The sequence below is a fragment of the Solimonas sp. SE-A11 genome, from assembly GCF_030345715.1.
Taxonomy (GTDB): domain Bacteria; phylum Pseudomonadota; class Gammaproteobacteria; order Nevskiales; family Nevskiaceae; genus Solimonas_A.
On the sequence record NZ_JAUASX010000023.1, the window covers coordinates 33,169 to 59,536 of the forward strand.

Genomic DNA, 26,368 nt, shown 5'->3' on the forward strand with positions numbered 1-26,368 from the left:
TGGATGCCATCACCTAAGCGCTGATCGGCTACCTGTCAGATCGCAGCTACGCCCGTCGCGGCACACGCATCAGCTGGATAATCGCCGCTAACATTGTCTCCACCGTCGGCGTGTGGTTCGCGGTGAAGCTGAGCTATTCGGACAGTACTGAGCTGGACATCCGTTCGCTGGGCGTCGCCGCCGTGATCTGCGTGGTGCTGCTGCCACTGGCAACGATGATCGCCGTGGCCCACGTACTCCTTGGGCAGACCGCCGCGCCCACAGCGGTACGGGTGGGGCAATCGTACGGCGGACTGATCGGGGCGTTGCATGCGGCCCAGGCGCCTGCCCTGGTCAAGTTGATCGTACAGATCGACCCGACGCCGGAGTTCGACCACGAACTGATCGACAGCTCGCTCTGGAATATCCCCGTGCTCGCGCGATTCCTCGAGCTCTGCACGCTGTTGAGCATCGACAATCCGCTGATGTCGCTGCTGAGCCGCGAACCGCCGCCGGATATCGTTACCCGGCTGAAGAGCACACCCCGGCAGATGCTGCGATCCCTGCAGGGCTCGATCGCGGAAATATGCCTGCTGCAGTAAATCCGCCAGCTCATTGCCGCATCTGGATCGGCCAGGCAGTGCCCCCCGGCTGGCCATTAGCGCCGCGCCGCCGCCAGAACACCGGAGCCGGCTGCAGAAGATTTTGGTCGATGAAGCAAAGGAAGAAAGCTTCAGGCTTGCCGCCTTGGAACTGCACCAGCGTCATGCAGGCCAGAACGACGCCAGCCGCTGGATCACCCTGCCCTACAACCACGTCAGCCGGGTCACCAACCAGCCGCGGCTGCCGAGGTGGCCGCAAAGATGCTGGCGTTCATCGCATGACCCGTCCGGTGTGCATGGGCGAAACCATCGCGAAACTCAGGGCTCCCAGGCTGGCTGGAGCAGGCGCGCATCGCGCACAGTAGGCAGCTTCAGCAGGCGATCCAGCAGCAGTTCGGGCAACGCCACTTCATTGGCCAGGAGATCAAAGCGCAGTTCGACGCTGTCGTCGCTGTCCCGGCGGGTGAAGCTGAACTGCAGCGGCAGCTCGGCCCTCACGGTCAGCAGGGCCAGCACGCGTGCGGGCAGCTGAGGATCCGTATCGCCGGTCAGCAGGAATCGCAGGCGATCGGGATTCCCGATCCCGGTCGGCGCGTCTCCATAGGGTCCCTTGGCCGCTGCGGCCTCACGTTCCAACGCGGCCTGCCGCGGTTCCTGGCTTGTCATGCTTTCTCCTCGCGGCACTTGGATCTCAAGCGGCGCCGCTTGCAGTCTAGGCGCCCTTTTCCCGGTACACACCGGAGGTCAAACCAGTGCCCAGGATCTCGCCACGCCAAGCGGGCGTGATCGGAGCACAAAGGGTGAGCCGGCTGCGGCGCGAGGTATCGGCCCTCATTGCATGATCCCGGCGCCGTCGAGGCAGCTCCCCCCCGGTGCAGATCCGGGCCTGCGCCCGCAATTCCTTCAATTCGATTCCAGCCGCTCCGCCAGGGCGTCGATCAGGCGCACGCCATAGCCCGTCGTCCCCCTGGGTATACCAATGATCGGCCGGCTCACCATGGCGACACCGGCCATGTCCAAGTGTGCCCAGGGCGTGCCCATGGCGAAGCGCTCCAGGAACTTGGCGCCGGCGATCGCGGACGAGGTGCCCGCGCCGCGCAGGCCCGGCTTGCCGGTATTGCGCACATCCGCGATATCGGAATCGACGAGGTAATCCTGCCGCTTCGTCAGCGGCATGCGCCACAGCCCCTCACCGCAAGCTTCGCTCGCTGCCTGCAACTCGGCCGCCAATGCGTCGTCCGCCGTGAACAGGCCGGCGTACTCCTCGATAAGGGCCGTGAGAATGGCACCGGTGAGCGTGGCCAGGTCGACCAGTTTCTTCGGCTGGTACTCGCGGATCAGATAGCTGATGGCGTCGGCCAGGACGATGCGCCCCTCGGCATCGGTGTTGTCGACCTCGATGGTGAGGCCGGACAGCGAGGTGATGACGTCACCCGGTCGATAGGCCCTGCCGTCGATGATGTTCTCGCACAGCGGAATCACGGCGACGACGTTGATCGGCGCCTTGCGCTGGGCCAGCACGCGCATGGCGCCCGCCACCGCAGCGGCCCCCGCCATGTCGAGCTTCATGTTGGCGATGTGCGCGGTGCTTTTCAGGTTGAGGCCGCCGCCGTCGAAGGTCAGGCCCTTGCCCACCAGGCCCAGGTCGATCTGCTTCGCGCGCCGCCCATTCCACTCGCAAACCAGCATGCAGGGCGGGTTGTCGCTGCTGCGGCCCACGGCCAGCAGGCCGTTGGCGCCCAGCTTCTCCAGCGCCTTCTGGTCGAGTATCTGCACGCGCACGCCTGAAGCCACCAACTCCTTGGCCGCATCGGCAAAGCCTTGCGGCGTCATCAGGTTGGGCGGCGCGTCGACCAGGGCCCGAGCCCAATTCACCGCATCGCCGAGCTGACGAGCACGCTCCGTGCCCTTCCAACGGGAGGCCGGCAACTGCAGGGCCTTGACCTCGAAGTGTCCCCTGGGCTGCTGCGAGCGAAACGCCGTGCAGCGATAGGACGCCACCGTCGCACCCAGCGCCAGCTGGTTGGTGGCACTCTGCGCATCGAGAGCCAGGGGCAGTGGCTCGGCGACCAGCACCGCGTTGTCGATGCGCAGCGTTCGCAACGCATCCACGGCCGCCGCGCCGGCCGCCTCCCAGAAGCGCTCTTCCCGCTCATGGTCGGCCGCGTTTCCGCAGCCGACAGCGATGATGCGACGCGAGCCCAGGTTCAGGTCGGCAACATCGCCCGGAATACCGCGGAAGCTTGCCGGCAGCCTGGGCAATTCGACGTCGGCGTGCAGCGGCGCGAGCGCGCTGCCGACCAGGATCACTTCCACCGCAGGAGCTTTCTTGGTTCGCGGCGCCAGCGGCCCGGGCTTGGCGTCACTCAGGATCTTCGACATGTCGGGGGTCTCGGGAGTCAATGATGTTTTCCGGTGATGCAGGATGTTCGCGGGTATGAACCAGCGTCATCGGTAGTTCCACCGGTTCGGTCGGCGTGGCTCAGTGGCCGGCGGGCTGCAATCTGGCGGGAGACAGCGCCGCTGCCTCCAGGCCTAAATCCGCCAGTTCTGCCGGAACATCGCGGCCCAGCAGGCAGGCAGCCGCGAAGCGCGATAGCGCCGGCGCGGTCTGGATGCCATAGCCGCCCTGCCCGGCCAGCCAGAAGAAGCCGGGTGCATCGGGCGCAAAGCCAGCGACCGGCGAGCGGTCGGCGACGAAGCTGCGCAGCCCGGCCCAGCGACTGTGCATGCGGCGGATGTCCAGCGTGGTGGCACGCTCGATGTTGTCCACCGCCACCGCCAGGTCCAACTCGTCAGGCTGCGCGTCGCAGGGCTCGCTCGGCGTCTCGTCGCCACGCGACAGCAACAGGCGGCCGGCATCGGGCTTGAAGTAGAACTCCTCGTCGATGTCGATCGTCAGCGGCCAGTGCTCCTGTCCGGCATGCCCCGGCACGTCCACCAGCGCGGCGGTGCGGCGCAGCGGTTGCAGACCAATGCCTGCGACGCCAGCCAGGGCTCCGACCTGGTCGGCCCAGGCCCCCGCAGCGTTCACCAGCAGCGGCGCCTCGAATACCCCGGCTTGGCTGTGAACGCGCCAGCCCTGGCCGCTGCGCTCGATGCGCGCGACCCCCGACTGGCAGCGCAAGCGCCCGCCATTTCGGCGCAGTTGCGCGAGATAACCCTGGTGCAGCGCGTGAACCTCGATATCGCTGGCGCCATGATCCAGCAGCGCCGCGGTGAGATATTCGCGGCGCAGCACCGGCAGGCGCTCGCAGGCCTGGTCCGGCGTCAGGCGCAGGCTGCCACCCCGAAGGTCGGGTGCATCCGCCAGGTCTTCCAGGGCCTCGTGCTGGTCCTCGCGGGCGATGAACAGGAACCCGCGCGGCAGCAGCAACGGCGTGTCGGTGAACCCCGCCGGAGGCTGATCGAAGAACGGCCGGCTGCCGCGCGACAGGATGCGCACCAGCGGGCCGCCGTAGCTCTCCGCGAAGACCGCGGCCGAGCGTCCGGTGGTGTGGTAGCCGGGCTGCGCCTCCTGCTCCAGCAGGACGACGCGCGAGCCGGCGCCGATCTCGGCCGCGATGCCGGCACCGGCAATACCGGCACCGATGACGATGACGTCGAAGGAATGGGCATGTTCAGACATGACGAGATGCTAGGGCCGGTCCGGGAGCGCACATATCCGTGGTTCTACCGGTCGCTCCTGACCGGGGTCGGTAAAAACGCCGCGCCGGTCGGCCCAGGGCCGCAAACCCTGATCAGCCCGTACTATTACCTATGGACCACCCGAGAGTCCCGACCTGACACTGTGAGCAAGCCCAGAGTCCGGAGGACCTCGCTTGCGCCATTCCCCTGCTGTCGCGACACCGCCGATCGCGCGCGGATTGCTGTTCGCCTTTGCCCTGCCGGGTATCCTCCAGGGCTTCATGCAGGCGCCCGGGCAATCGCTTCTGCAGGGCATCTATGCCAAGGAATCCGGGCTGGCGCTGATAGCGCTTGGCGGCGCGGTGCTGTCCGTGCGCCTCATCGACGTGCTCAGCGACTTCCTGATCGGCTACTTCTCCGACCGCAGTGCCGAGCATGGCATCAGCCGCAAATGGTGGATGGGTGCCGGCACCATCGTCACCGCCATTGCCCTGTGGTTCCTGTTCCGGCCGCCAGCCGATGTCAGCATCACCTACTATGCCGGCTGGTTCCTGCTGGCAAACATCGGCTGGTCGCTTTGCGAGATTCCCTACCGCGCCTGGTCACTGGAATTCTCGCCGGAGCCGGCGGAGCGAACGCGGATCACCGTCTCGATCGCGCTGGCCACCCTGATCGGCACCGTGCTGTTCTATTCCGTGGCGCCAGTGGGCAACTCCCTGGGCCTGCTGAAGACCGGTGAGCTCAACCTGGAGATGCTGGGCTTGACTGCCGTAGTCGTGGTACTGCTGCTGCCGCCGCTGAACTTCTTCGCACTGTGGCGAGTGCCCGACGGCCAGTCTCGCGCCGCGCGCGGCCACAAGCCGCCGCCCGAAAGCTGGCGCCTGCTGCTGGGCTCGGTGCTGGGCAATGTCCCGCTGATCCGCCTGATCATCGTCTTCTCCATCGCCAGCTTCATGACCGGCATGTCGCAGGGCGTCACCCTGCTGTACATGACCAACTACCTGGGCCTGGGCACCGCGGTGAATTACGTCATGGCCTCCGCGCTGCCGATCAGCGTGCTGGGCCTGCCGCTGTGGGGCTGGCTGGTACGGCGCTATCCGCTGCAGCGCACCTGGGCCGTGGGTATCGGGCTGGGCGGACTGACCTATGCCACCATCGGGTTCTTCCCGCCACAGCCGAATGTGGTCGGCTTCGCGCTGGTGCATGGCCTGCTGCTGCTCTTGGTCATGTCCACCCTGGTCGCGGCACCGGTGATCCTGGGCGACATCATCGACTACGGCAAGGAGCACTACGGCGTGGATCGCGCCGGCCTCTACATGTCCTTCTGGGCACAGATCATCAAGACCGTGGGCGCACTGTCGGCTGGCGGCGGACTGATCTTCCTGGGATGGATGGGCTTCGACGCCTCCAAGTCCGGCGCCGACCTGACCCCCCAGGCCGTATCCGCGCTGAAGCTCGTGGTGGCCTGGACACCGGCCGCCGGCTTCGTCGTCACCGCCCTGCTGCTGTGGTTCGTGCCGATCAGCGCCCAATCGCGCCGGCTCGCCGCCGCCCGCAAGAACACAACCGCTCTGCCCCAGGATTGATCACGTGAAGATTTTCAGCGCCTTCCTCGCTACCGAAACCAATACCTCCGGCGTGATGCCCACCGCCGGTATCGACTTCGAGAACAACGGCCTGTACCGTGGCGACGCCAGCCTGCGCAACCCGACCGGCTTCGGCGCCGCCCACGTCCTGCTCAAGCAGATGGCCGCGGCCGACGGACACACGGTGGTTGAGAGCCTCACCGCACACGCCCAGCCCTCGGGTATCACCGCGCGCTCCGCCTACGAGCAGTACCGCGACTGGATCGTGGAAGACCTGAAAGCGGCATTGCCGGTGCAGGCCGTGGTGCTGTTCATGCACGGCGCCATGGTGGCCGACGGCTACGACGACTGCGAAGGTGACACCATCCAGCGGGTCCGTGAGGTCGTCGGCCCCGGCGTGCCCATCGGCGTGGAACTGGACCTGCACTGCCACGTCAGCGAGATGATGCTGACGCAGTCCGACATCATCATCGCCTACAAGGAATACCCTCACACCGACACGATGCTGCGGCTCGAGGAGCTCTATGCCCTCATCACACGCCAAGCCGAGGGCAAGATCAAGCCGGTCACCGCCGTGCACGACCTGCGCATGATCGGCCTGTGGCACACCACCAAGGAGCCGATGCGCTCCTTCGTCGATCGCATGGCGGCGCTGGAAGGCAAGGACGGCATCCTGTCGATCTCGCTGGGCCATGGCTTCCCCTGGGGCGACACGCCGGACACTGGCGCCAAGCTCTGGGTGGTGGCCGACGGCGACCGAGCCAAGGCCCAGGCGCTGGCGGACCAGCTAGGCGAGGAGTTCTGGGCGATGCGTCACGACACCTGGCAACCGCCGCTGTCGATCAAGGCCGCAGTCGAGGTGGCTCGGCAGGCGCCGGAAGGTCCGGTGATTCTGGCCGACGTCGCCGACAACCCAGGCGGCGGTGCCATGAGTGACAGCACTTTCATCCTGCAGGGGCTGCTGGATGCCGGCGTGCATGACGCGGTGATCGGTGCGATCTGGGACCCGGGTGCCGTCATCATCTGCCAGAGTGCCGGCGTGGGTGCCCGCCTCAAGCTGCGCATCGGCGGGAAATGCGGCCCCCTCTCCGGAACCCCGGTCGATCTGCCGGTGACCATCAAGGCGATCGTCGAGAACCATTCCCAGAGCGGTCTTGGATTCCGCTGGCCACTCGGCACCGGGGTATGGGTGCAGACCGACCAGGGGATGGATATCGCCCTGTGCACGCTGCGCTCCCAGCCGATGTCGCTCGAGGTGTTCGAGAACCTGGGCATCTTGCTGACGGGCCGCAAGGCCATCGTGCTGAAATCCTCGCAGCACTTCCACGCCGCCTTCGCGCCGATCGCCAAGCAGGTGCTCTACGTCGGCGCTCCCGGGTCGGTCTCGCAGAACTTCGCCGAGATGAGCTACACCAAGCGCGACAACCATTTCTGGCCCCGCGTGGAAGACCCGCGGAGCTAGAATCCGTCGGCCGGGCCCGCCGCCTCAGGAGACGCCATGCTCCCCGTCAGTTTCGATAGCGTCGTGGCCGCCCGCGAGCGTCTCCGCGGGCAGATCAATCCCACGCCCCTGACCCGCTCGCGCGTGCTGTCGGAGATGACGCAGGCCAACGTATGGCTGAAGTTCGAGAACTTCCAGTTCACCGCCAGCTTCAAGGAGCGCGGCGCCCTCAACAAGCTGCTGTCGCTGGATTCCGCCCAGCGCCAGGCCGGCGTGGTCGCGATGTCGGCCGGCAACCATGCGCAGGGTGTGGCCTACCACGCCACGCGGCTGGGCATCCGCAGCCTGATCGTGATGCCGCTCGGCACTCCTTTCGTCAAGGTGCGCAACACGCAGAAGCTCGGTGCCGAGGTGATCCTCCGGGGTGACTCCCTGGCCGAAGCGGCGAGCCACATGGAGGAGGAGTACGTCGGCCGCCAAGGCATGACTCGGGTACACCCCTATGACGATCCCCAGGTCATCGCCGGCCAGGGCACCCTGGCGCTGGAAATGCTGGAAGCCGAACCCGGCCTGGATACCCTGGTGGTCCCGGTGGGGGGCGGCGGCCTGATCGGTGGCGTCGCCGTGGCGGCGCAGGGCCGGCCCGGCGTGCGCGTCGTCGGCGTCGAGTCGGAGCGCTATCCCTGCGCGCAGGCCGCGTTGAGCAACGACCCCGCCATGGTCAGCGGCGGCCAGACCATCGCCGAGGGCATTGCGGTCCGCACGATCGGCAGCCTGCCGCTGGAAATCCTGCGCGCCTTGCAGCCCTCGCTGCTGATCGTGGACGAGCCCGGCATCGAGCGCGCCATCGCGCTGCTGGCCAGCATCGAGAAGGTGATCGTCGAAGGCGCCGGCGCGGCCGGGCTGGCCGCCCTGCTCGGCCACGGTGCCGATTTCACCGGCCGCAACGTCGGCATCGTCCTCAGCGGCGGCAATATCGACACGCGCCTGCTCGCCTCGGTGCTGATGCGCCAACTGGTTCAGGAATCCCGCCTGATCGCCCTGTCGATCGAGGTGGAGGACCGTCCCGGCTTCCTGTCCCGGGTGGCCGGCTGCATCGGCGAATCCGGCGGCAACATCGTGCAGGTCGAGCACGACCGCCTGCACGGAGGCGTCCACGCCAAGAGCGCCTCGCTGGAGGTCCAGCTCGAGGCCCAGGACGAGCTGCACGCCGCCCGCATCGTGCGTGACCTGGTGGCCGCGGGCTTCCGCGCCCGGCTGATCCGCTAGCGGTTCTCGCTGCACCTGCGGCACCCGGGCATTTCCAGTGTTTCTACGAATCCCCCGCCGGGGGGGCCGCTGCTTTACTGTCGTCTTCATCGCCTCACCCAGGAATCGCCATGGGCACGCCCAAATCCACGCTTGATCCGGCCGCAGCCGCCGCTCCCACCGCATTGGCCACCACCATCAGCCTGCGCCAGCCCTACCTGCTATTCCTGGGCGACGCCAGCCACTCCTCGCGCGCCAAGACCGCGCTGGGCGTATACGACTGGGCGCCGGAGGCCTGCGCCGCGCAGCTGCGCCTGCCGGATTGCGCCGTGGACCTGGGCCTGCCCGAACTGAGCCCAGCCGAAGCCGCGCAAAAAGGCATCGGCTCGCTGCTGATCGGCATCGCACCGATCGGCGGCCAGTTCAGCGACAGCTGGCTGCCCACCCTGTTCGCCGCCGTCGAGGCCGGCCTGGACATCATCAGCGGCCTTCACGCCAAGCTCGGCGACATACCGGGCCTGGCCGACGCCGCCATAGCCCGCGGCGTGCGCCTGATCGACGTGCGCCGTCCGCCCGCCGGCCTGCCGGTGGGTTCCGGCCGCAAGCGCAGCGGCAAGCGCCTGCTCACCGTCGGCACCGATTGCGCCCTGGGCAAGAAGTACACCGCCCTGGCCCTGGCCCGCGCGCTACGCGCCCAGGGCGTGGCCGCCGATTTCCGCGCCACCGGCCAGACCGGCATCATGATCGCCGGCACCGGCATCCCGCTGGACGCCGTCATCTCCGACTTCACCGCCGGCGCCGCCGAATGCCTGACGCCGGACGCCGCCGCCGATCACTGGGACGTGGTCGAAGGCCAGGGCTCGCTGTTCCATCCCGCCTATGCCGGGGTAACCTTGGGCCTGGTGCATGGCTCGCAGCCCGACGCGATGGTGCTGTGCCACGAGCCGGGCCGTACCCACATCTGGGGCTACCCGGACTTTCCCACGCCGACGCTGAAGACCGCCATCGAGGAATATGAACGCGCCGCGCGCCTCACCAACCCGAAGGCCCGCGTCGTCGGCGTCGCCTTCAACACCTCGATGCTAAATGAAAGCGAGCGCGCCAGGCTGCTGGCCGACACCGAGCGTGAACTGGGCCTGCCCTGCTTCGATCCGCTGAAGAGCCCGCTCGATGCGGTCGTCCAGCGCCTGCTCTCCCTCTGAATACCGACATGACCCGCAAGCTCTGCATCCACACCGAAACCTGGGCCGCCGCCGCGCCCTTCACCATAACCGGCCGTACGGTGACCGAATTCCAGACCTTCGTCGCCGACATCGGCGAAGGCACCCGCAGCGGCCGGGGTGAAGGCATGGCGATCCACTACCTCGGGGAAACCACAGAGTCGATCCTGGCGCAGATCGAATCCGCGCGTGCCGCGATCGAAGCCGGCGCGACCCGCGAGGCCCTGCGCTCGGTGCTGCCACCCGGCGCCGCCCGCAACACGCTGGACGCCGCGCTGTGGGACCTCGAGGCCCGCCTCGGCGGCCAGTCTGCCTGGACGCTGGCCGGTGTCGCGCCGCGCAGCGTGGAGACGGTCTACACCATCGGCATCGAGACCGAGCCGGAAGCCATGGGCGAGAAGGCCGCCCGGGTGACCCACCCGCTGCTGAAGATCAAGCTGGACGGCGACCGCCCGGTGGAGCGCGTCGAGGCGATCCGCCGCCGCCGGCCGGACGCCCGCCTGGTGGTGGACGCCAACCAGGGGTGGAGCTTCGAGCAGTTGCGCGAGGTTGCCGATGACATGAAGCGCCTGGGCGTGATCTTCATCGAGCAGCCGCTGCGCCGCGGCAGTGACGAGGTCCTGGAGGGTTACCAGGCGCCGCTGCCGCTGGCCGCCGACGAATCCTGCCAGCACCTCGGCGAACTGGAGCAGGCCGCGCGCCGCTACCAGATGATCAACATCAAGCTCGACAAGTGCGGCGGACTGACCGAGGGCCTGCTGCTGGCCCGCGCCGCCCGCGAGCGCGGCCTGGGGCTGATGGTCGGCTGCATGGGCGGCACCTCGCTGGCGATGGCGCCGGCCCAGGTCCTGGCGCAGCTCTGCGATTACGTCGACATCGACGGCCCACTGCTGCTGCGCAACGACCGCCTCGGCGGCTTCGTCTACGATACCGGCCAGGTCAACCTGCCCGCCAGCGGCTTCTGCTGGGGCATCTGAGGAATCACGGCGTGCCGATACTCAAGGTCTTCACCACGGGCGGCACCATCGACAAGGTCTACTTCGATGCCGCCAGCCAGTACGAGATCGGCGAGCCGCAGATCGGCCGCGTGCTGCAGGGTGCCGGCGTCGCCGACGTCGAGATCCGCCCGCTGATGCGCAAGGACAGCCTGCAGATGGACGATGCCGACCGTGCCCGCGTGCGCGAGGCCGTCCAGGCCGAGTCCTGCACGCGCATCCTCATCACCCACGGCACCGACACCATGGCGCAGACCGCGCTGGCGCTCGGCGACTGCGGAGGCAAGACCGTGGTCTTCACCGGCGCCATGCAGCCCGCACGATTCCACGAGACCGACGCCGTCTTCAACATCGGCTTCGCGCTCGGCGTCGCCCTCAGTTCACCGCCCGGTGTGTACCTGGCCATGAACGGCCAGGTCTTCGACCCCGCCCACGTCCGCAAGAACCGCGAAGCCGGCCGCTTCGAGAGCCTCTAGATCTTCACCTCGCGCGACTCCATGGACCTGCCTGCCGACCACCCGCAGAAGCTGGACGCACTGCTCAAGCCCTGGAACAACAGCGACGCACCGGGCTTCATCGTCGGCGTGGCCCATCGCGGCCGCACCGTCTATCGCCGTGGCTTCGGCCTGGCCAGCATCCAGCAGGGGCAGGCCAACACGCCGCAGACGCGCATGCGCATCGGCTCCACCACCAAGCACTTCACCTGCCTGGCAGCTCTGCTGCTGGCACAGGAAGGCCGCCTGGACATCGACGCACCGCTGCGCCAGTACTTGCCGGAACTCGATAGCATCAGCGGCGAGCCGAGCCTGCGCGAGTGCATGCTCCACACCAGCGGCCTGCGCGATCCCAACGACCTGCTGCTGCCCTTCCTCAACAAGACCTGGAATCACTACCCGGCTCCGGGACACCTGCTGCAGCTCGCCAACCGTGTCGCGAGCCTCAACTTCCCGCGTGGCGAGCGGATGATCTACTGCAACCAGGGCTACCACCTGCTGTCACGCGTCATCGAGCGCATCAGCGGCCAGGCCCTCGGCGATTTCCTGCGCGAGCGCATCCTGGCTCCTGCGGGCATGCACGACACCGAGCTGCTGACCAGCGACCACCGGCTGCTGCCGCGCCTGGCCGACCTGCATTTGAAGGACGGCGACGGCTGGCGCCGCGGCCTGTTTCCCAGCGAGGAGCTGCTGGGCGAAGGCGGCATGGTCTCAACGGTCGACGACATGCTCAACTGGCTCGCACGGCTGCGCAATCCAGCCACGGCCATCGGCGGTAGCACGGTCTGGGACCAGATGCTGCGCAAGCCCCGGTACAGCAGCGGTGCCGAGGGCGACTACTGCCTGGGGCTGATCCGCGAGCAATGGCGCGGCATCGAGATCGTCCATCATGCTGGCGGCGTCATCGGCGGCAACAGTCAGATGCTGGCCGTGCCGGCGCATGAGCTCGACGTCATCGTGCTGTGCAACCGCAACGATGCCTCCGCTCCCGCACTGGCCAATCAGATCGTCGAGGCGCTGCTGGGGGCAGCGATGGAGCCTTTCGCCACGCCCGCGCCGCGGCCGGGCCTGCTCGGCCGCTGGTATGCCCCCGGCTCGCACCGCCTGATCGGCCTGCTCGAGACCGCCCTGCCGGGCAACCCGGACAAGGTCCTGGCCATGAGCATCCAGTCACAGAACATGGGAGCGCTACTGGAACGCGATGGGCAATGGATCCTGAACTGTTCGCCGCACGGCCGCGTCACCGTCACCCTGCCGTCCGAGGAGCGCCCGCAGTTCCTGCAGGGCCACGATAACGGACATGCCGAAACCTGGCAGCGCCTGCCGGACAACGGCCCCGCCGCCGAGGTGCTGGCCGCCGAACTGCTCGGCCGTTACCGGGATGCCGAACTGTGCCTGGAGGCGGAGGTGGTGCTGATCGACGGCGGCCTGCATATCGACCTGCTGCCGGCCACGGGTCATAGCCGCCTTCATCTGACCCCCTACTCGCTGGACGTCTGCGGCTTCGTGCACGAATCCAATGCCTTCGCCAACTATCCCGTCGTGGGCAGCCTGGCGCTCGAGCGCGAGAACGGCCGCGTCACGGGCCTGTGGCTGAGCACGGCCCGTACCCGCAATCTCCACCTGCTGCGCTCCGCCTGATCCCAACATGAACTTCGAAACCCTGTTCCGTTCCGCCGCCGTCGATGGCTGGCTGCATGCGCTGGACCTTGCCAGCGGCCTTGAGATCGCCTGGCAGGCCGACGAGCCGGTGGTCGCCGCCTCCGTGTTGAAGATCCCCGCGCTGGTGGAGCTATGCCGCCAGGCCGACGCCGGGCAACTCTCGCTCTGCGAGCCGGTACACGTTCCGCTGCAGGACCGCGCGCCGGGCCCCACCGGCCTGTCGGTGGGCCTGGATGCAGCGACGCTAAGCTGGCGCGATCTGGCGCTGTCGATGATCGTGGTCAGCGACAACGCCGCCACCGACGTGATCTGCACCCGCCTGGGCATCGATCGCATCAACGCCTCCATGCGGGCCCTGGGCCTGCCCGGCACGCAACTCGAAGGCGACTGCCGCTTCCTGTTCGCGCAGATGGTCGAGGACGCCGGCGGGCGCAGTCACGCCGATTTCCCGGCAAAGCCCGACCTGGAACTGCTGGGCCGCCTGCGCGCGCTGCAGCCGCTGCAGACCAACCGCAGCACGCCGCGCGAGACCTCGCGCCTGCTGGCGGCCATCTGGCGCGACGAAGTGGCCTCGGCCGACGGCTGCGCGCTGATGCGTCGCATCCTCGGTGCCCAGGTCTGGCCGCACCGCCTCGCCTCTGGGTTCCCCGAGGACGACATCCGCACCGCCGGCAAGACCGGCACACTGGTTACGGTTCGTAACGAGGCCGGCGTGGTCAGCTATCCGGATGGCCGTCACTACGCCGTATCCGTATTCACCCGCAGCCACGACGTGCGCGTCAAGCACCCCGGGCAGGACCGTGTGATCGGCCACGCTGCACGCTTGGCCATCGACTTGCTGCGCAGCTGACGACAAGGCCACCACATTCGTCCGCGGCGGATTCCGGGCGCACCCAGTATTTCTGCAGATAGCCCCCCTGTCCCCGATCGGAGACGATCAGGTGGACGATAAACCTGCAGAAGACCATGACCGACAAGACCGCCGCCACCCTCATTCAGCAACTCGACGAGCTGTTCAAGCCCTGGAATCGCAGTGACACCCCCGGCTTCGTCGTCGGCGTCCGTCACCAGGGCAAGCTGCTGTATCGCCGTGGCGTGGGGCTGGCCAGCATCGAGCATGCGGCCGCCAACACGCCGCAGACGCGCATGCGTATCGGCTCCACCAGCAAGCATTTCGCCTGCGTCGGCATCCTGCTGCTGGAAGAGGAAGGCAAGCTCGATACCGACAAGCCGCTGGGCGACTACCTGCCGGAGCTGGCTGGCAAGGCCAGCGGCAAGCCGACGCTGCGCCAGCTGATGCATCACACCGGCGGTGTCCGCGATCCCCTCTACGGCGTGATCCTGCACAACCATGGCTACTGGGGTCATACCCCGATCGGCGGCACCTTGCAGCTGCTGCAGCGCTTCGATGGCAGCAACTTCGAGCCCGGCACCAACATGATCTACTGCAACACCGGCTACACGCTGCTGTCGCTGGTTATCGAGCGCATCAGCGGTCAGTCCTATGCCGACTTCCTGGTCGATCGCATCTGCGCGCCGCTGGGCATGGTGGACACCCGCCTGCTGCCCAGCGACATGGACATCGTGCCCAACATGGCCACGCTGCACCTGCCGCAGGCCAATGGCAGCTGGCGCCGCGGCATCTACCCCACCGACGAGTTGCTGGGCTCTGGCGGCATGATCTCCACGGTCGACGACATGCTGACCTGGACCGAGCACCTGCGTGCACCGCAGAAGCGCATCGGCAGCACGTCCCTGTGGCGGAAGCTGCTACAGCCCTTCCGCCTGGCCAACGGCACCGAGGGCACCTACTGCCTGGGCCTGACGCGCCAGGACTTCCGCGGCATCGAGACCATCCATCACGCCGGCGCCACGCTGGGCTCCCAGTGCCAGATGTACATGGTCCCCTCGCACGATCTCGACATCATCGTGATGAGCAACCGCATGGACGGCGCCGCGCCGGTGATGGCGCAGAAGATCATGGAACTGGTGCTCGCCGGGCAGTTGCCGCCGCCGCGCCAGCCGCCCGCGGCCGACGATCATCCGGGACTGCCGGGCCGCTGGTACTCCGCCGCAGCGCGCACGCTGCTCGAGATCAGCCGCATCCCGGTGCTGCCGGGCCAGCCGGAAGGCATGATGCTCTCCTCCCATGGCAGCGCCGTGGGCCTGCTGCTCGAGCGCGACGGCCGCCTGGCAATCGCCAACTCGCCGACCAGCCCGATCGACCTGCTGCCTCCCGCGGCCGGCGAAACCCCGGCCTCGCACGACTTCCGCCTGGCCGGCGAAACCCGCCGCTTCGAGCGCCTGCCTGCGCAGGGCCCTGCCGCCGCGGAGTTCGCCGACGGCTTCTGCGGCCGCTATCGCAGCGTGGACTACGGCCCGGAGATCGAGGTGGTCCTGCGGGACGGCAAGCTCTACATCGACTACCAGCCGATCTGCGGCAAGGCGCTGTGGGAACTGCAGCCGCTGGCCGAGAACCTGGTCGCCTGCGGCGCCTTCCATACCGTGCCACCGCTGCCGCTGCCGAACGTCGCCGTACTGGCGCTGGAGCGCCGCGACGGCCAGGTCGTCGGCTTCGTCATGGACGCCGATCGCGTGCGGGATCTGCGCTTCGAGCGCTGCTGAACATGAAAAGCCATTCCGGGAATCTGGCCATGTCCTCGATCGCCCTCCACTCACGCCGCCTCGGCCGCCTCAAGGGTGGCTGCGCCGCCGCCCTGCTGGGCCTGAGCAGCGCCGCCGGCGCCCAGGCACAGGAAAGCAACGAGCCGCAGGACTTCGACCTGGATGCATTGCTGGCGGAACAGCCGGCCAGTACGCCGGCCGAGCCGGCGGCCCAGCCCGCCACCTCGCCCGCCAGCGAGCCGGCAACGGCGGCCAGCGATGACGAATCGCCCGCCCCGGCCGCCGATCCCGCACTGGCCGAGACCGTGGATACCATCCCCGTGCAGCCGCTGCAGGCCGAGCCGGAGCCGGCCCCGATGGCGGAACCGCGGCGCCACGCGCAGATCGAAGAGATCATCGTCACTGCCACCAAGCGCGAGCAGTCCACGCGCGAGATCCCCATCAGCATCTCCGCGCTGACCGGCAAGGCCCTGGAGGACCTGGGCTCGCATAAGCTCAAGGACTTCATCGCCCTGGTGCCCGGCATGAACACCCAGGACGAGATCGCCGGCATCCCGCGCAAGCTCAGCGTCCGCGGCGTGGGCCCGGACGTCAACACCAACCAGACCGTCGGCGTGGTCTTCGGCGACATGCCGCTGACCGATCCCTACGGCTCCTACACCATCGTCGATCCCGATCCCTGGGACCTGGCTACCGTGGAAGTGCTGAAGGGCCCGCAGGGTTCGCTGTTCGGCGCCACCTCGCTCGGCGGCCTGATCCGCTACGTGCCCAACGCGCCCAAGCTCGGCGAGTGGGAAGGCCGCCTCTCCGGTGACTGGGTCAGCGTCAAGACCGGCGAGGCGGCCCCTTCGTACTCCGCCATGCTGAACCTGCCGCTGGGAGAGACCTTCGCGTTGCGCCTCGCCGGCTCGCTGCAAAAGCAGCCGGGCGTACTCGACATCGACACCCCGGGGCGTCGCGAGGACAACGTCGACGACATGGACAACTTCGCCGGCCGCGCCATCGCGCTGTGGAAGCCGCTGGACGAGCTGACCCTCAACCTCTCTTACATGCGCTCGCAGCGCGAGGGCGACGAGCTCGGCTACACCACCAACGACCAGGGCAAGCCGCGCAATGAGGCGCCGTCACCCTCGCCGTACAAGAACGGCTTCAACGCCACCACCCTGGACGCGCGCTACGATTTTGACTGGGCGCAGCTGGTGTCGGTGACCGGCTACCAGACCAAGTTCAACAACAACGATGCCGACACCTCCTACATCCTGCGGCCGCTGGCGATGCTCGGCGTGCGGTCGCTGCATGCCAAGCGCGCAGTGGAAACCGAGGGTTTCATGCAAGAGTTCCGCCTGGTGTCCAACGGCGACGGCCCCTGGAACTGGCTGGGCGGCGTCTACTTCAGCGACTACGAGGCCAACATCCGCTCGCAGCTCTACCTGGACCTCGCGGTCGTGGGCATTCCCATCATGGAGCGCCTCGCGCCGCTGCTACAGGCACTAGGCCTGCCGGTGGATTCCAGCGGCGTGCGCGCCACCGACACCGGCTTTCGCCCGCTGCTGGCCAAGGAGAACGCTGTCTTCGGCGAGGTCTCCCGGGTTTTCGCCGAGGACTGGACGCTGACCGTCGGCGGCCGCTACTACCAGACCGAAGTGACCGGCACGCCTACCCGCAACGGCGAACCCGACGGTAAGCGCACACAGGAAAGCAACGGCTTCAGCCCCAAGGTGGCCCTTAACTGGCGCCCCAGCGACGAGCTGATGATCTACGGCAACATCTCGCGCGGCTTCCAGTTTGGCGGCTTCAATCTCAGCAACGTCGCCTCGGTACCGCCCAGCTACGAATCCAGCACGCTGTGGAGCTACGAGATCGGCATGCGCACCGACTGGCTGGACCGCACGCTGCGCTTCGACCTTACCGCCTTCTACCTGGACTGGAAGAAGCCGCAAGTCAACCAGAACTCTTCGCCCATCGACCCGTACATCGACAACGTCGGTCGCGCGCGCAGCGTCGGCACGGAAACCACGCTACACTACCTGACGCCGCTGGACGGCCTGTCGCTGGAAGTCTCGGCGGCCTGGATCGAAGCGGTCACCGCCGAGGACTTCGACTCCACCCAGGGCAATGTGCCCAAGGGCACGGAGATGCCCAGCTCGCCCAAGCTGCAGGCGACCGCCACCGTCGGCTACCGCCACGAGTTCGGCCTCTGGCAGACGCAGGCCTCGCTGATCGGCACCCACCAGGGCAAGGCCTTCAACAACATCAACCACTCGGCGGAGGTCGGTGGCTACGAGCTGCTGCACTTCAACTTCGGCATCAGCCGTCCGGACCTGTCGTTCATGCCGGCGATGAGCATCGGTGTCAACAACATCTTCGATACCCATGCGCTGTCGGCGGCGCTGGGCGGATCGGATCTCGAAGCGGCTATCATTGGCCGCCCGCTGGTCTACACCACGCCGCGCACCGTTCGTCTCAACCTGTCATTCGGCTTCAACTGAGAGACCGATGAGCCTCGACGCTTCCCTGTTCCATCGCCTCTCGGGACAGCCCGGCGAGCTGCCGGACATCGTGCTGGAGTCCGGCGGCCTCGGCAGCTCGGACGACTGGCGCCACGTCGAAGCCCTGCTCGCCGCCCATGCCCGCGTGCTGGTCTATGACCGCGCCGGCATGGGCGACAGCCCGGCGGACGATGCCGGCTTCGGCGCCGCTGCCGTGACGGCACGTCTCGCCGCCCTCCTTGATCGCCTGCAATGGGACCGCCCGGTGCTGATGGTCGGCTACTCGCTGGGCGGGCTCTATGCGCGGCACTTCGCCGCCTGCCATCCGCAGCGCATTGCCGGCCTGGCGCTGCTCGATACGACGCCGGTGGCCCACGTCTTCCCGGCAGCGGCCATGCGCCGGGCCCAGCGCGTGATCGGCCTGCTGCACTGGTTCGTGCGCCTGATGCCCTCCGGCCTGCTGCAGCGACTGTTCGGCGGGAAGGGCGACCCCGCCCGCTTCCGCCGGCAGCTCCAGCAGCTCGGAGCGCCGGACTACCTGCCGCGCATGCGCGCCGAACTCGGCGCCATGACCGGGGTGCAGGCCGACGTCGGCCGCATCGCAGCCCAGCCGCAGCATCCGGTACTGGCGATCCTCGCCGGCACCCGGCCCAAGCAGATGACGGACGCCGAGTTCGCCCACATGCAGACCCTGCATCGCGAACTGGAAGCCGTCTCGCCGGCCCCGCTGAGCCAGTCCGTCCGCATCGACGCTGCCAACCACGGCACGCTGCTCAGCGATCCAGTCAACGCCACCCAGGTCGCCGAGTCCATCCTCGCCTTCGCGCGCCGCCTGCCCAGAACTTGAGAGAACCCCATGAGCATTGAAGTCATCGGCACGAGCCCGACCCTGGCCAACGGTATGACCGTGCCGCTATCACCCGCGATCCGCGCGGGTAACCTGGTTTTCGTCTCGGGACAACTGGGCCTGGACGATAACGGCACGCTGGTCGGCCCCGATATCGAGGCGCAGACCCACCAGGTGATGAAGCGCCTGCGCGCCGTCCTGCAGCAGGCCGGCGCCGACCTGGATCGCGTGGTGAAGGCCGGCGTCTGGCTCACGGACAAGACCGACTTCCCCGCCTTCAATGCCATCTACCGCGAGTACTTCCCGCAGCGTCCGCCGGCGCGTTCGACCGTGGTCAGCGAGCTGCTGATCCCGGGCGCACGACTCGAGATCGACGTGATCGCCAGCTTCGACTAGAAGGCGGCTCCACGAAAAACCGTCCTGCCGGTGCGAGCCGGCAGGACGGTTTGGCGTTTCCGGACGGCCCGCTCTCAGCTCAGCATGCGTGACAACTGCACGCGATTGCCGACGCCGAGCTTGCGGAACACATTGTGCAACTGGAACTCCACCGTGCGCGGCGAACGGCACAGGCGCTCGGCGATCTGATCGTTGCGCAGGCCTTCCACCACCAAGCGCGCCACGCGCTGCTCCGACGGTGACAGCTTCTTCAACGCCGCCAGCGCCTGTTGCGAGAGTTCGCCGGCTTGGCCCAGGGTCTGCGTATCGACCAGGCGCAGCACATAGCCGCCGGGCGTAGGGTCCAGCGTCGCCGAGAGCTCCGGCAGTTCCGGGTGCTGCAGGCGCAGTTCCTTCTCCGCGCCCTGAAATACCGTGCGCAGCGCTGCCGGCAGGCCCGCGGGTTCCTGGCCACGGCGCAGCGAGCGGTTCCAGCGGCTGAACTGTGTCTCGCCGTGCGCGCTCTGGTAGAGCAGCCGGCCCTGCGTATCGAAGAACACCAGGGCCTCCGGTGAGTTCTGCAGGTAGCCCTGCAGCAAGGTACTCAAGCTGCGCTCCTGCTCCAGCGTGCGCAGGCGCGCCAGGCCGGCATCGATCATCGGGTGCAGGAATTCCAGGAAGGCCTTCTCCTCCTGCGGCACCTGCTTGTCGCCCAGCACCGCCAGCACGCTGTGCGGCTCGGCCTTGCGCCAGAAGGCCAGCGCGACGAAATCGTCCCATTCCGGATCAGGCTCCTGCTCCAGCCGGCGCTGCTGCGCCTCCGGGTCCTCGGCAGCAATCTCGGCGTAGGTGTAGGACTCGATGCGCGGATGGCGCGCCAGGTAGGGCGCCGCCACCGACAGGCTCCTGGCCGGAACGTAGTCCGGATTGCGCGGCGCCACCAGGTGGTAGCGCAGTTGCATCGGCTCGAAGTCGACGATGTCCGAAAACAATACGCAGGAGCGCTGCGGCAGCTCCTTGCGCATCAGGCTCAGGCTGGCGCGCCAGAAGCTGTCCATGTCCACCGCGCTCTGCAGGGCGACGATCTGGGAGCGCGAGGAACGGGGGGCGTAAACCGCGGAAGAAGAGTCGAGCATGGTCCTGTCCGGTGTTTCCTTACATAGTATTTTAATTTGCGTTAAAATACATGCTGCAATCTAGATCAAGCGGTCGCCGGGCGCAAGGGGAAGGCATGCAGGACCAAGACACTCGGGCGCGCAAGCGCCGCGGGAAAAGCGCCGGGGGGCGCCCACGCAAGCTCAGCCAAGAGGCCGTCATCGCCGCTGCCGAGCAGCTGATCCGCCGCGACGGCACCCAGGCCCTGACCCTGCGCGCCCTGGCCGCCCAGCTCGGGGTGCAGGCCCCCACCCTCTACACCTACTTCAGCAACCTCGACGAGATCGAGGAGGCGGCACTGCAGGGAATCTTCGGCTCGATGCCCGCCCCCGACCTGTCCCGGCCGGAACCGCTGGGCCATCAACTGTTCGAGATGTTTCTGGCCATCCGCGAGCTGCGCCTGCGCAGTCCCGGCGCCCTCACCGGCACTCCGGGATCGGCGGCCTGGCACTGGGAGATCAAGCTGGTCAATCAGTTGCTGAAGACCTTCTCGGAGATCGGCGTGGACGACTTCCGCACGCTGCTGGCCTACCGCACGCTGCTGGGCCTGACCGCCAGCGACGCCCGGGCAGAAGAGCGCAATGCCGACCGCAAGGTCGAGGAAGCCCTGATACCGACGCTGCCAGAGTCCGAGGCCGGCTATATCCAGCGCCTGTTCCGCAACGTGCCGGACTGGGTCCAGCAAACCGGCGCGGAACGCTTCCGCCAGATCTTCACGGCCCTGGTCGAGTTACTGCTCCCCCAGGTGATTCAATACGACGCGCGACGGCAGTCGGGCGCCTGAGCGGGACCAGGCCTCAACCGAGCAGCCGCGAGAGCTTCACGCGATTCTCCACACCCAGTTTGCGGAAGGTGCTGTGCAGCTGGAATTCGATCGTGCGCGTGGAGCGGCACAGGCGTTCGGCGATCTGGTCGTTGCGCAGGCCCTCCACCACTAGGCGCGCCACGCGCTGCTCCGACGGCGTCAGCTTCTGCAGCGCCGCCAGTGCCTGTGGCGACAGTTCGCGAACCTGCCCCAGGGTCTGCGCATCTGTCAGGCGCAGCACGTAGCCGCCTTCGGTAGCCTGCAGTGTCGCCCGCAGGGACGGCAGCTCCGGATGCTGCAGCTCCAGTCCGTCCTCGGCTCCACCGAAGACGCCACCCAGCGCCGCCGGCAGGCGGAGCGACTCCTGCCCGCGCCGCAGGGCCCGGTTCCAGCGGCTGAAATGGCTTTCGCCCAGGGTGCTCTGGTACATCATGTTGCCGCGCCGGTTGAAGAAAACCAGGGCCTCGGGTGAATTCTGCAGGTAACCCTGCAGCAGCCGGCTGAGGTTGCGCTCCTGTTCCAGCGTGCGCAGGCGCGACAATCCCGCATCGATCATTGGCCTCAGGAAATCCAGGAAAGCGCGTTCCCGCTCCTCGATGCGCTGCACGCCGAAAAGCGTGAGCACGCTATGTGGCTCCGTACGCCCCCAGAAGGGCAGCACGACAAAGTCACTCCACTCCGGGTCTGGCTCCTGTTCCAGCCGGCGCTGCGCCGCCTGCGGATCCTCGGCGGCAATCTCGGCATAGGTGCAGGATTCGATGTATGGATGGCGCGCCAGGTAGGGCGCGGAGATCGACATGCTCTTGGCCGGCACGTAGCCGGGCTTGCGCGGCGCCACCACGTGGTAGCGCAGCTGCGCCGGCTTGAAACCCTCGATGTCGGAAAACAGCGCGCAGGAGCGCTGCGGCAACTCGCTGCGGAGGAGGCTGAGGCTGGCGCGCCAGAAGCTGTCAATATCCACCGCCCGCTGCAGGGCGATGACCTTGGCGCGCGAACCGCGCGGGCTGGACCCAGCGAGGATGGCAGTGTTCATGGCCCCCGGGTTCCTCAGAACCCGGCGCTGAAGCGCAGGCTGACGGCACGCGGGCGGCCATAGACCCAGTTGTCGCCGGTCAGGTTCTCGCTGGTGTAGTTCATCAGGTTTCGCTCATCGGTGATGTTGGTGATACCCAGGGCCAGCGCGGGCGCACCGGCCCAGTCCGGACGGGCAAGCGAGAGCAGCACATTGAGCAGGTGGAAATCGTAGACGCGCGCCTCGTGTTCGATGTTATTCCAGGCCGGCCCCCAATAGGAATGCATCAGCGAGGCATTGGCCTGCCAAGGGCCCAGCTTGGGGCCGTAGCTTAGCGTGGTTGCGGCCTGCACGCGGGGTGAGGCCGGCATGTCGGAGCCCGAGGGTACGACGCTGCCGTCACCCGGGTCGTAGGCGGCGGCGGTGCGCGCACGGATGTAGGACGCCGCGATGTTGAGTGTCAGCCCATCCAGAGGCGTGACCCAGGTCATGGCCCCCTCGACACCCTGGCTGCGCACCTTGCCGACATTGTCGACGTAGGTCGAGGAGACGATGCCACCGCTGTCCTGTCCAAACTGGGCGTTACTCCAGTCGAGGTCGAACAGCGTCAGGTCCAGCAACAGGCTGCGGTCGAGCCAGGTCGTGCGCAGGCCCAGCTCGCGGCTCCAGAGATCGCTGGAAGCGAAGGACACCGGCACCGGGCGCCCGGTCACCGGATTGTTCACCGGCAGCGACACCGCCGGCGGAGCATTGGCGCCACCGAACTGGAAGCCCCGCGCTACGGTGACATAAGCCATCACGTCGTCGTTTAAGTCGTACTTCAGCGAGACCTTGGGGCTGTAGCCATCCTCGCCCTGATCGAAGCGGGCAGTCGAGCGGGTCGGGCCCGCAGCCAGCACGGTGCTGATCGAGCGTTCGCCCTCGAACTGGGTTTCGTAGCGGCGCAGGCCCAGTGTCAGCTCCCAGCTTTCGCCCAGGCGCCGCGAGAGCTCGCCGTAGAACGAGAGCTCGCTGGCTTCGGGCTTGACGACCGTGGTGGCGGCCGTGAGACCGCGATCGGTCAGCGGCAGCAAGTCTCCCAGCAGTGGAATGAGCAGCCGCAGCCGGCCGAGGGGAGCAGTGTTGGCGACGTAGAGGTTGGCGAAAGCATCGGCCGTGTACTGCGACACGAACACGCCGCCGATCCAGTTCCAGTCGCCACCGGAGGGCGACACCAGGCGCAGCTCGCCGGAGTAGCCCTCGGTCTGGAAATTGCCGTAGGTACTCAGCAGTTCCAGGCCGATCTGGCCGGTGGCGCCGCTGTCGGAATCGATTATCGCGTTCTTGCGCTGGTGTGAGCCCTGCAGCACCAGCGTGCCGATGCTGTCGAACTCGTAGCGCGCATCGAGGCTGGCGAGCTCGAATCCGCTCTCCACCGAACTGGGGCCCGGCAGGCGGTTGTTCTCGAGCCGTCCGTCGCCATTGGTGGCGGCAATCAGCGCGTCCTGATCGGTCTGCTGCTTGAGATACATCAGCTCAAGCCTGAAGCGGTCGCTGGGCTCCCAGCGCGCCAGCGCGCGTGCACTCCACTTCTCGCGGCTGTCGGCGTCGGGCGTATCGCGTCGCAGGTTGTCGTAGACGCCGGGCACGCGGGTTTGCACACCGACCAGGCGCAGGGCGAAGGACTCTCCGGCCGGGATGTTCACCGCGGCACCATAGCTGGTGTCGGCGCCGCCCTCAGTGATGCTCAGGTGCTCAGCGAAGCCGCGCGCACTCCAGCGGCCAGGTTCGGCCGGATTGGGGATGTAGCGGATGGCACCGTTGAGCGCCGATGCCCCGAAAGTGGTGCCCTGCGGCCCCTTCAGGATCTCGACGCTGCGCAGGTCGTAGGGATCCAGGTCCGGAGTGACGAAATTGGAGTACGGATCGGTCAGCGGCACGTCGCCGATGAACTGACCGACGGTCTGGTTGCCGGAGTTGCCGGAAGAAGCGCTGGCATTGCCGGGCCCGACGCCGCGCACGGAAAGATTGCGCCCGCCGGCTTCACCGGAACTGTTGTCCTGCAGGGTGATACCTGGCACCTGGGCGATGTAGTCCTTGAGATCACGCGCGCCTTGCTTCTCCAGGTCCTCACCCTTCAGGGCACTGATGGACACCGGGATTTCGCGTGCAGACTCCTCACGCTTGGTGGCGGTGACGATGATCTCCTCGATCTGCCTCGGTGGAGCCTTCCCTGCCAGCGCCGGCACCGACGCTTCGCGGACGGGAACGGGGATGGTGTCGTCGTAGGGTTCGGCGGCAGCCTCCGATACGGCAGCCGCCGGCTTGCCGGCAGGCTGCCCGGATGGCGCGGGCTCCGCCGCGGCACCATCCAGCAGTTCGTCGAGAAAATCGTCCTGCGCGAGTGCCGGCGCAATAGCCGCCTGCGAGAGCAGCAGCGCGGCGGTGATGGAAGTCTGTTGCCTGTTCATGAGTTCACCGGAAAGCTGACAGTGCATTGCCGATACGGTCCCAGGCCGTGCCCGTGACGATCGGCATGTGGGGGCCGGGAATCTCCGTGACGGAAACGACGTGATAGCGTCGGGATAGCGCGAGATAAAGCGGACGGGCGCCATCGCCGAAGCCGCAGATGGCGATCACCGGGGTCCTGATCTTCGACCAGTCCAGGCCCCAGGGCCTGTGCAACACCGCCGTGGCCTCGTACCGCAGCATCGCCCTGCCCTCGCGCTGGCGCAGGCCTTCGCGGATCATGTCCTCGAACTGGCGGATCGCCGCGGCGTCCCAGCCGGTCTTCTTCGCGAACGAGGCGGCAGCCTTGCCGGGATTTTCCACCATGGTGGCGATCGCCCGACTCATCAGCCAGGGCACGCGGGTCGCCGAATTGCCCAGCCGTGTGGGCCAGGAGACTTCCTTCCACTCCGGCTGCGCGGTATCCGGCGAGGGGTTGATCAGCGCAACGAAGCGGATGCGCTCCGGTGCGGAAACCGCCAGGTGCAGCGCATAGGGCGCGCCAGCGGACATGCCCAGCATCGCAAAGCCGGCAATGCCGAGCGCATCGGCCAGTGCCAGCACGTCCCGCCCGAAGGCCTGGAAGGAAAGATCAGGCACCGGCGACGAGAGTCCGTACCCGGGTCGGTCCACGGCGATGATGTGGATGCGGTTGCGGCGGGCATGCTCATCGGCATAGGCCGGCTCCAGCCGCGAGGATCCACCGCCGTGGCAGTAGATCAGCGGCGCGCCGGCAGGATCGCCGTAGCTTGCATAGCCCAGGCTGCGGCCGTCGGCCAGTTGCAGGGTCTGCGCGTTTCGCGGTGTGGCAGTCATTCTCGCCCGGCCCTCCGGAGGCCCTGGTTCAGCATCGTCCGAGGGGGTCGGCCGGCAGCAACCCTGACTTTTGCCACGCCCGTGTGTTAATATTTACACACGACCGATGCAAAATATCAAGCCGCCGCGGCACGACGGGGCTCGGGTATCCTGCAACGGTGTCGAGGAGCCAAATGAGCCAGCTGAAGGAAAAGCCCCTGCTGCCGGGGGAACGCAACGGGAGCGGCGGTGCCGTAGGGCGCCCGCGCAAGCTGACGGCGGAGGCGATCATCCAGGCCGCGCTGCAGATCATCGACCAACAGGGCGCCGGGCGGCTCAGCATCCGTTCGCTCGCGGCGCACCTGAAGGTGCAAGCCACGGCGATTTATACCCACTACGACAATCTCGAGACCATCGAGGACGCTGTGGTGGACCGGCTGCTGAGCGAGATGCCGATGCCGGATGCCTCGCGGCCCCAGCCGCTGCGCGAGCAATTGATCGACTATTTCGTATCGATGCGCGCGGCGCACATCCTGCACCCTCGCCTGTCTACGGTCGGCCGCGAGGGCTCGCCGGCCTGGAACCGCAATCTGCAGCACATCGACGCCGTGCTGGCCCAACTCGTCGCCCGCAAGGTGGACCTGGCCACGGCCGAGGTCTTCTGCCGCACCCTGACCGGCGTGACGCTGCTCAATGCCCTGCAGGAAACCTCTGCCGCCGCACAGTCCCGCACCTCACCGCAGAAGACCTTTGCCGCCATCAAGGCCGCCGGGGCCCCCTTGGTATTGGAGATGCTCAGCGCCGCCGATCCCAAGGCGAGCCCGGAAGACCGTTTCCGCCAGCTGGCGGGTACGCTGATCGACCGGTTGTTGCCGGCGTCCGTGGCCAAGGGCGGCAAGGGCAAGGCGCCTTGAGCCCAGGATG

The 26,368-nt window shown here is 67.6% G+C and carries 23 protein-coding genes; 15 read left to right on the forward strand and 8 right to left on the reverse strand.

What is annotated here, in order from left to right; genetic code table 11:
• Nucleotides 1-122 precede the first annotated feature (122 nt).
• Entirely contained in the window at nucleotides 123-581 is a 459-nt protein-coding gene (locus QT386_RS20250; RefSeq protein WP_289275562.1) for an alpha/beta fold hydrolase, read from the forward strand.
• 10 nt (nucleotides 582-591) lie between these two features.
• Here the strand turns inward: QT386_RS20250 and QT386_RS20255 are convergent, their stop codons facing one another.
• The 4 genes from QT386_RS20255 to QT386_RS20270 all read right to left on the reverse strand — a co-directional run bounded on the left by QT386_RS20255 (nucleotide 592) and on the right by QT386_RS20270 (nucleotide 4,209).
• Entirely contained in the window at nucleotides 592-747 is a 156-nt protein-coding gene (locus QT386_RS20255; protein WP_289275563.1) for a hypothetical protein, read from the reverse strand.
• Nucleotides 748-899: 152 nt separating this feature from the next.
• A complete protein-coding gene (locus QT386_RS20260) occupies nucleotides 900-1,247 on the reverse strand; it encodes a hypothetical protein (protein WP_289275564.1) in 348 nt (115 codons plus the stop codon).
• A gap of 237 nt (nucleotides 1,248-1,484) precedes the next feature.
• Nucleotides 1,485-2,963, reverse strand: coding sequence for a M17 family metallopeptidase (locus tag QT386_RS20265; protein ID WP_289275565.1), 1,479 nt, complete (start codon nucleotides 2,961-2,963; stop codon nucleotides 1,485-1,487).
• Nucleotides 2,964-3,063: 100 nt separating this feature from the next.
• Complete coding sequence (locus QT386_RS20270) at nucleotides 3,064-4,209, reverse strand: FAD-binding oxidoreductase (RefSeq protein WP_289275566.1); 1,146 nt, start codon at nucleotides 4,207-4,209, stop codon at nucleotides 3,064-3,066.
• Between the two features lie 193 nt (nucleotides 4,210-4,402).
• Here QT386_RS20270 and QT386_RS20275 point away from each other — a divergent pair, with 193 nt between their 5' ends.
• The 12 genes from QT386_RS20275 to QT386_RS20330 all read left to right on the forward strand — a co-directional run bounded on the left by QT386_RS20275 (nucleotide 4,403) and on the right by QT386_RS20330 (nucleotide 19,211).
• Nucleotides 4,403-5,794, forward strand: a complete 1,392-nt coding sequence (locus tag QT386_RS20275; protein WP_289275567.1) for an MFS transporter — start codon at nucleotides 4,403-4,405, stop codon at nucleotides 5,792-5,794.
• Nucleotides 5,795-5,798: 4 nt separating this feature from the next.
• A complete protein-coding gene (locus QT386_RS23545) occupies nucleotides 5,799-7,256 on the forward strand; it encodes a M81 family metallopeptidase (RefSeq protein WP_289275568.1) in 1,458 nt (485 codons plus the stop codon).
• A 36-nt stretch (nucleotides 7,257-7,292) separates the two neighbouring features.
• Nucleotides 7,293-8,504 carry a threonine ammonia-lyase gene (locus QT386_RS20285; protein WP_289275569.1) on the forward strand — a complete coding sequence of 404 codons (1,212 nt, stop codon included), beginning with the start codon at nucleotides 7,293-7,295 and terminating at the stop codon, nucleotides 8,502-8,504.
• A gap of 110 nt (nucleotides 8,505-8,614) precedes the next feature.
• The gene (locus QT386_RS20290) at nucleotides 8,615-9,685 is read left to right on the forward strand and encodes a DUF1611 domain-containing protein (RefSeq protein WP_289275570.1); all 1,071 of its coding nucleotides are present in this window, start codon (nucleotides 8,615-8,617) and stop codon (nucleotides 9,683-9,685) included.
• Between the two features lie 8 nt (nucleotides 9,686-9,693).
• Complete coding sequence (locus tag QT386_RS20295) at nucleotides 9,694-10,680, forward strand: dipeptide epimerase (RefSeq protein ID WP_289275571.1); 987 nt, start codon at nucleotides 9,694-9,696, stop codon at nucleotides 10,678-10,680.
• An 11-nt stretch (nucleotides 10,681-10,691) separates the two neighbouring features.
• Nucleotides 10,692-11,174, forward strand: coding sequence for an asparaginase domain-containing protein (locus QT386_RS20300; protein WP_289275572.1), 483 nt, complete (start codon nucleotides 10,692-10,694; stop codon nucleotides 11,172-11,174).
• Nucleotides 11,175-11,195: 21 nt separating this feature from the next.
• Entirely contained in the window at nucleotides 11,196-12,833 is a 1,638-nt protein-coding gene (locus QT386_RS20305) for a serine hydrolase (RefSeq protein WP_289275573.1), read from the forward strand.
• Between the two features lie 7 nt (nucleotides 12,834-12,840).
• Nucleotides 12,841-13,704: a serine hydrolase gene (locus QT386_RS20310; RefSeq protein WP_289275574.1), complete on the forward strand. Its 864-nt coding sequence runs from the start codon at nucleotides 12,841-12,843 to the stop codon at nucleotides 13,702-13,704.
• Between the two features lie 116 nt (nucleotides 13,705-13,820).
• Nucleotides 13,821-15,479, forward strand: coding sequence for a serine hydrolase (locus tag QT386_RS20315; RefSeq protein WP_289275575.1), 1,659 nt, complete (start codon nucleotides 13,821-13,823; stop codon nucleotides 15,477-15,479).
• A 29-nt stretch (nucleotides 15,480-15,508) separates the two neighbouring features.
• Entirely contained in the window at nucleotides 15,509-17,968 is a 2,460-nt protein-coding gene (locus tag QT386_RS20320) for a TonB-dependent receptor (protein ID WP_289275576.1), read from the forward strand.
• Nucleotides 17,969-17,975: 7 nt separating this feature from the next.
• Nucleotides 17,976-18,815 carry an alpha/beta fold hydrolase gene (locus QT386_RS20325; protein WP_289275577.1) on the forward strand — a complete coding sequence of 280 codons (840 nt, stop codon included), beginning with the start codon at nucleotides 17,976-17,978 and terminating at the stop codon, nucleotides 18,813-18,815.
• A 9-nt stretch (nucleotides 18,816-18,824) separates the two neighbouring features.
• Entirely contained in the window at nucleotides 18,825-19,211 is a 387-nt protein-coding gene (locus tag QT386_RS20330; protein WP_289275578.1) for a RidA family protein, read from the forward strand.
• Between the two features lie 74 nt (nucleotides 19,212-19,285).
• Here QT386_RS20330 and QT386_RS20335 read toward each other — a convergent pair whose 3' ends face one another.
• Nucleotides 19,286-20,326, reverse strand: coding sequence for a helix-turn-helix transcriptional regulator (locus QT386_RS20335; RefSeq protein ID WP_289275579.1), 1,041 nt, complete (start codon nucleotides 20,324-20,326; stop codon nucleotides 19,286-19,288).
• A 95-nt stretch (nucleotides 20,327-20,421) separates the two neighbouring features.
• On the opposite strand from QT386_RS20335, the gene QT386_RS20340 reads away from it, so the two are divergent.
• Nucleotides 20,422-21,129 (forward strand): TetR/AcrR family transcriptional regulator, encoded by a 708-nt coding sequence (locus QT386_RS20340; RefSeq protein ID WP_289275580.1) that lies wholly within the window; start codon nucleotides 20,422-20,424, stop codon nucleotides 21,127-21,129.
• Between the two features lie 13 nt (nucleotides 21,130-21,142).
• On the opposite strand, the gene QT386_RS20345 is transcribed toward QT386_RS20340, so the two are convergent.
• The 3 genes from QT386_RS20345 to QT386_RS20355 are packed head-to-tail and all read right to left on the reverse strand — an operon-like array spanning nucleotide 21,143 to nucleotide 25,465.
• Complete coding sequence (locus tag QT386_RS20345; RefSeq protein WP_289275581.1) at nucleotides 21,143-22,183, reverse strand: helix-turn-helix transcriptional regulator; 1,041 nt, start codon at nucleotides 22,181-22,183, stop codon at nucleotides 21,143-21,145.
• A 14-nt stretch (nucleotides 22,184-22,197) separates the two neighbouring features.
• Entirely contained in the window at nucleotides 22,198-24,612 is a 2,415-nt protein-coding gene (locus QT386_RS20350) for a TonB-dependent receptor (RefSeq protein ID WP_289275582.1), read from the reverse strand.
• A gap of 4 nt (nucleotides 24,613-24,616) precedes the next feature.
• Nucleotides 24,617-25,465, reverse strand: a complete 849-nt coding sequence (locus QT386_RS20355) for an alpha/beta fold hydrolase (RefSeq protein WP_289275583.1) — start codon at nucleotides 25,463-25,465, stop codon at nucleotides 24,617-24,619.
• A gap of 173 nt (nucleotides 25,466-25,638) precedes the next feature.
• On the opposite strand from QT386_RS20355, the gene QT386_RS20360 reads away from it, so the two are divergent.
• Nucleotides 25,639-26,358: a TetR/AcrR family transcriptional regulator gene (locus QT386_RS20360; protein ID WP_289275584.1), complete on the forward strand. Its 720-nt coding sequence runs from the start codon at nucleotides 25,639-25,641 to the stop codon at nucleotides 26,356-26,358.
• The last annotated feature ends 10 nt before the right edge of the window (nucleotides 26,359-26,368 follow it).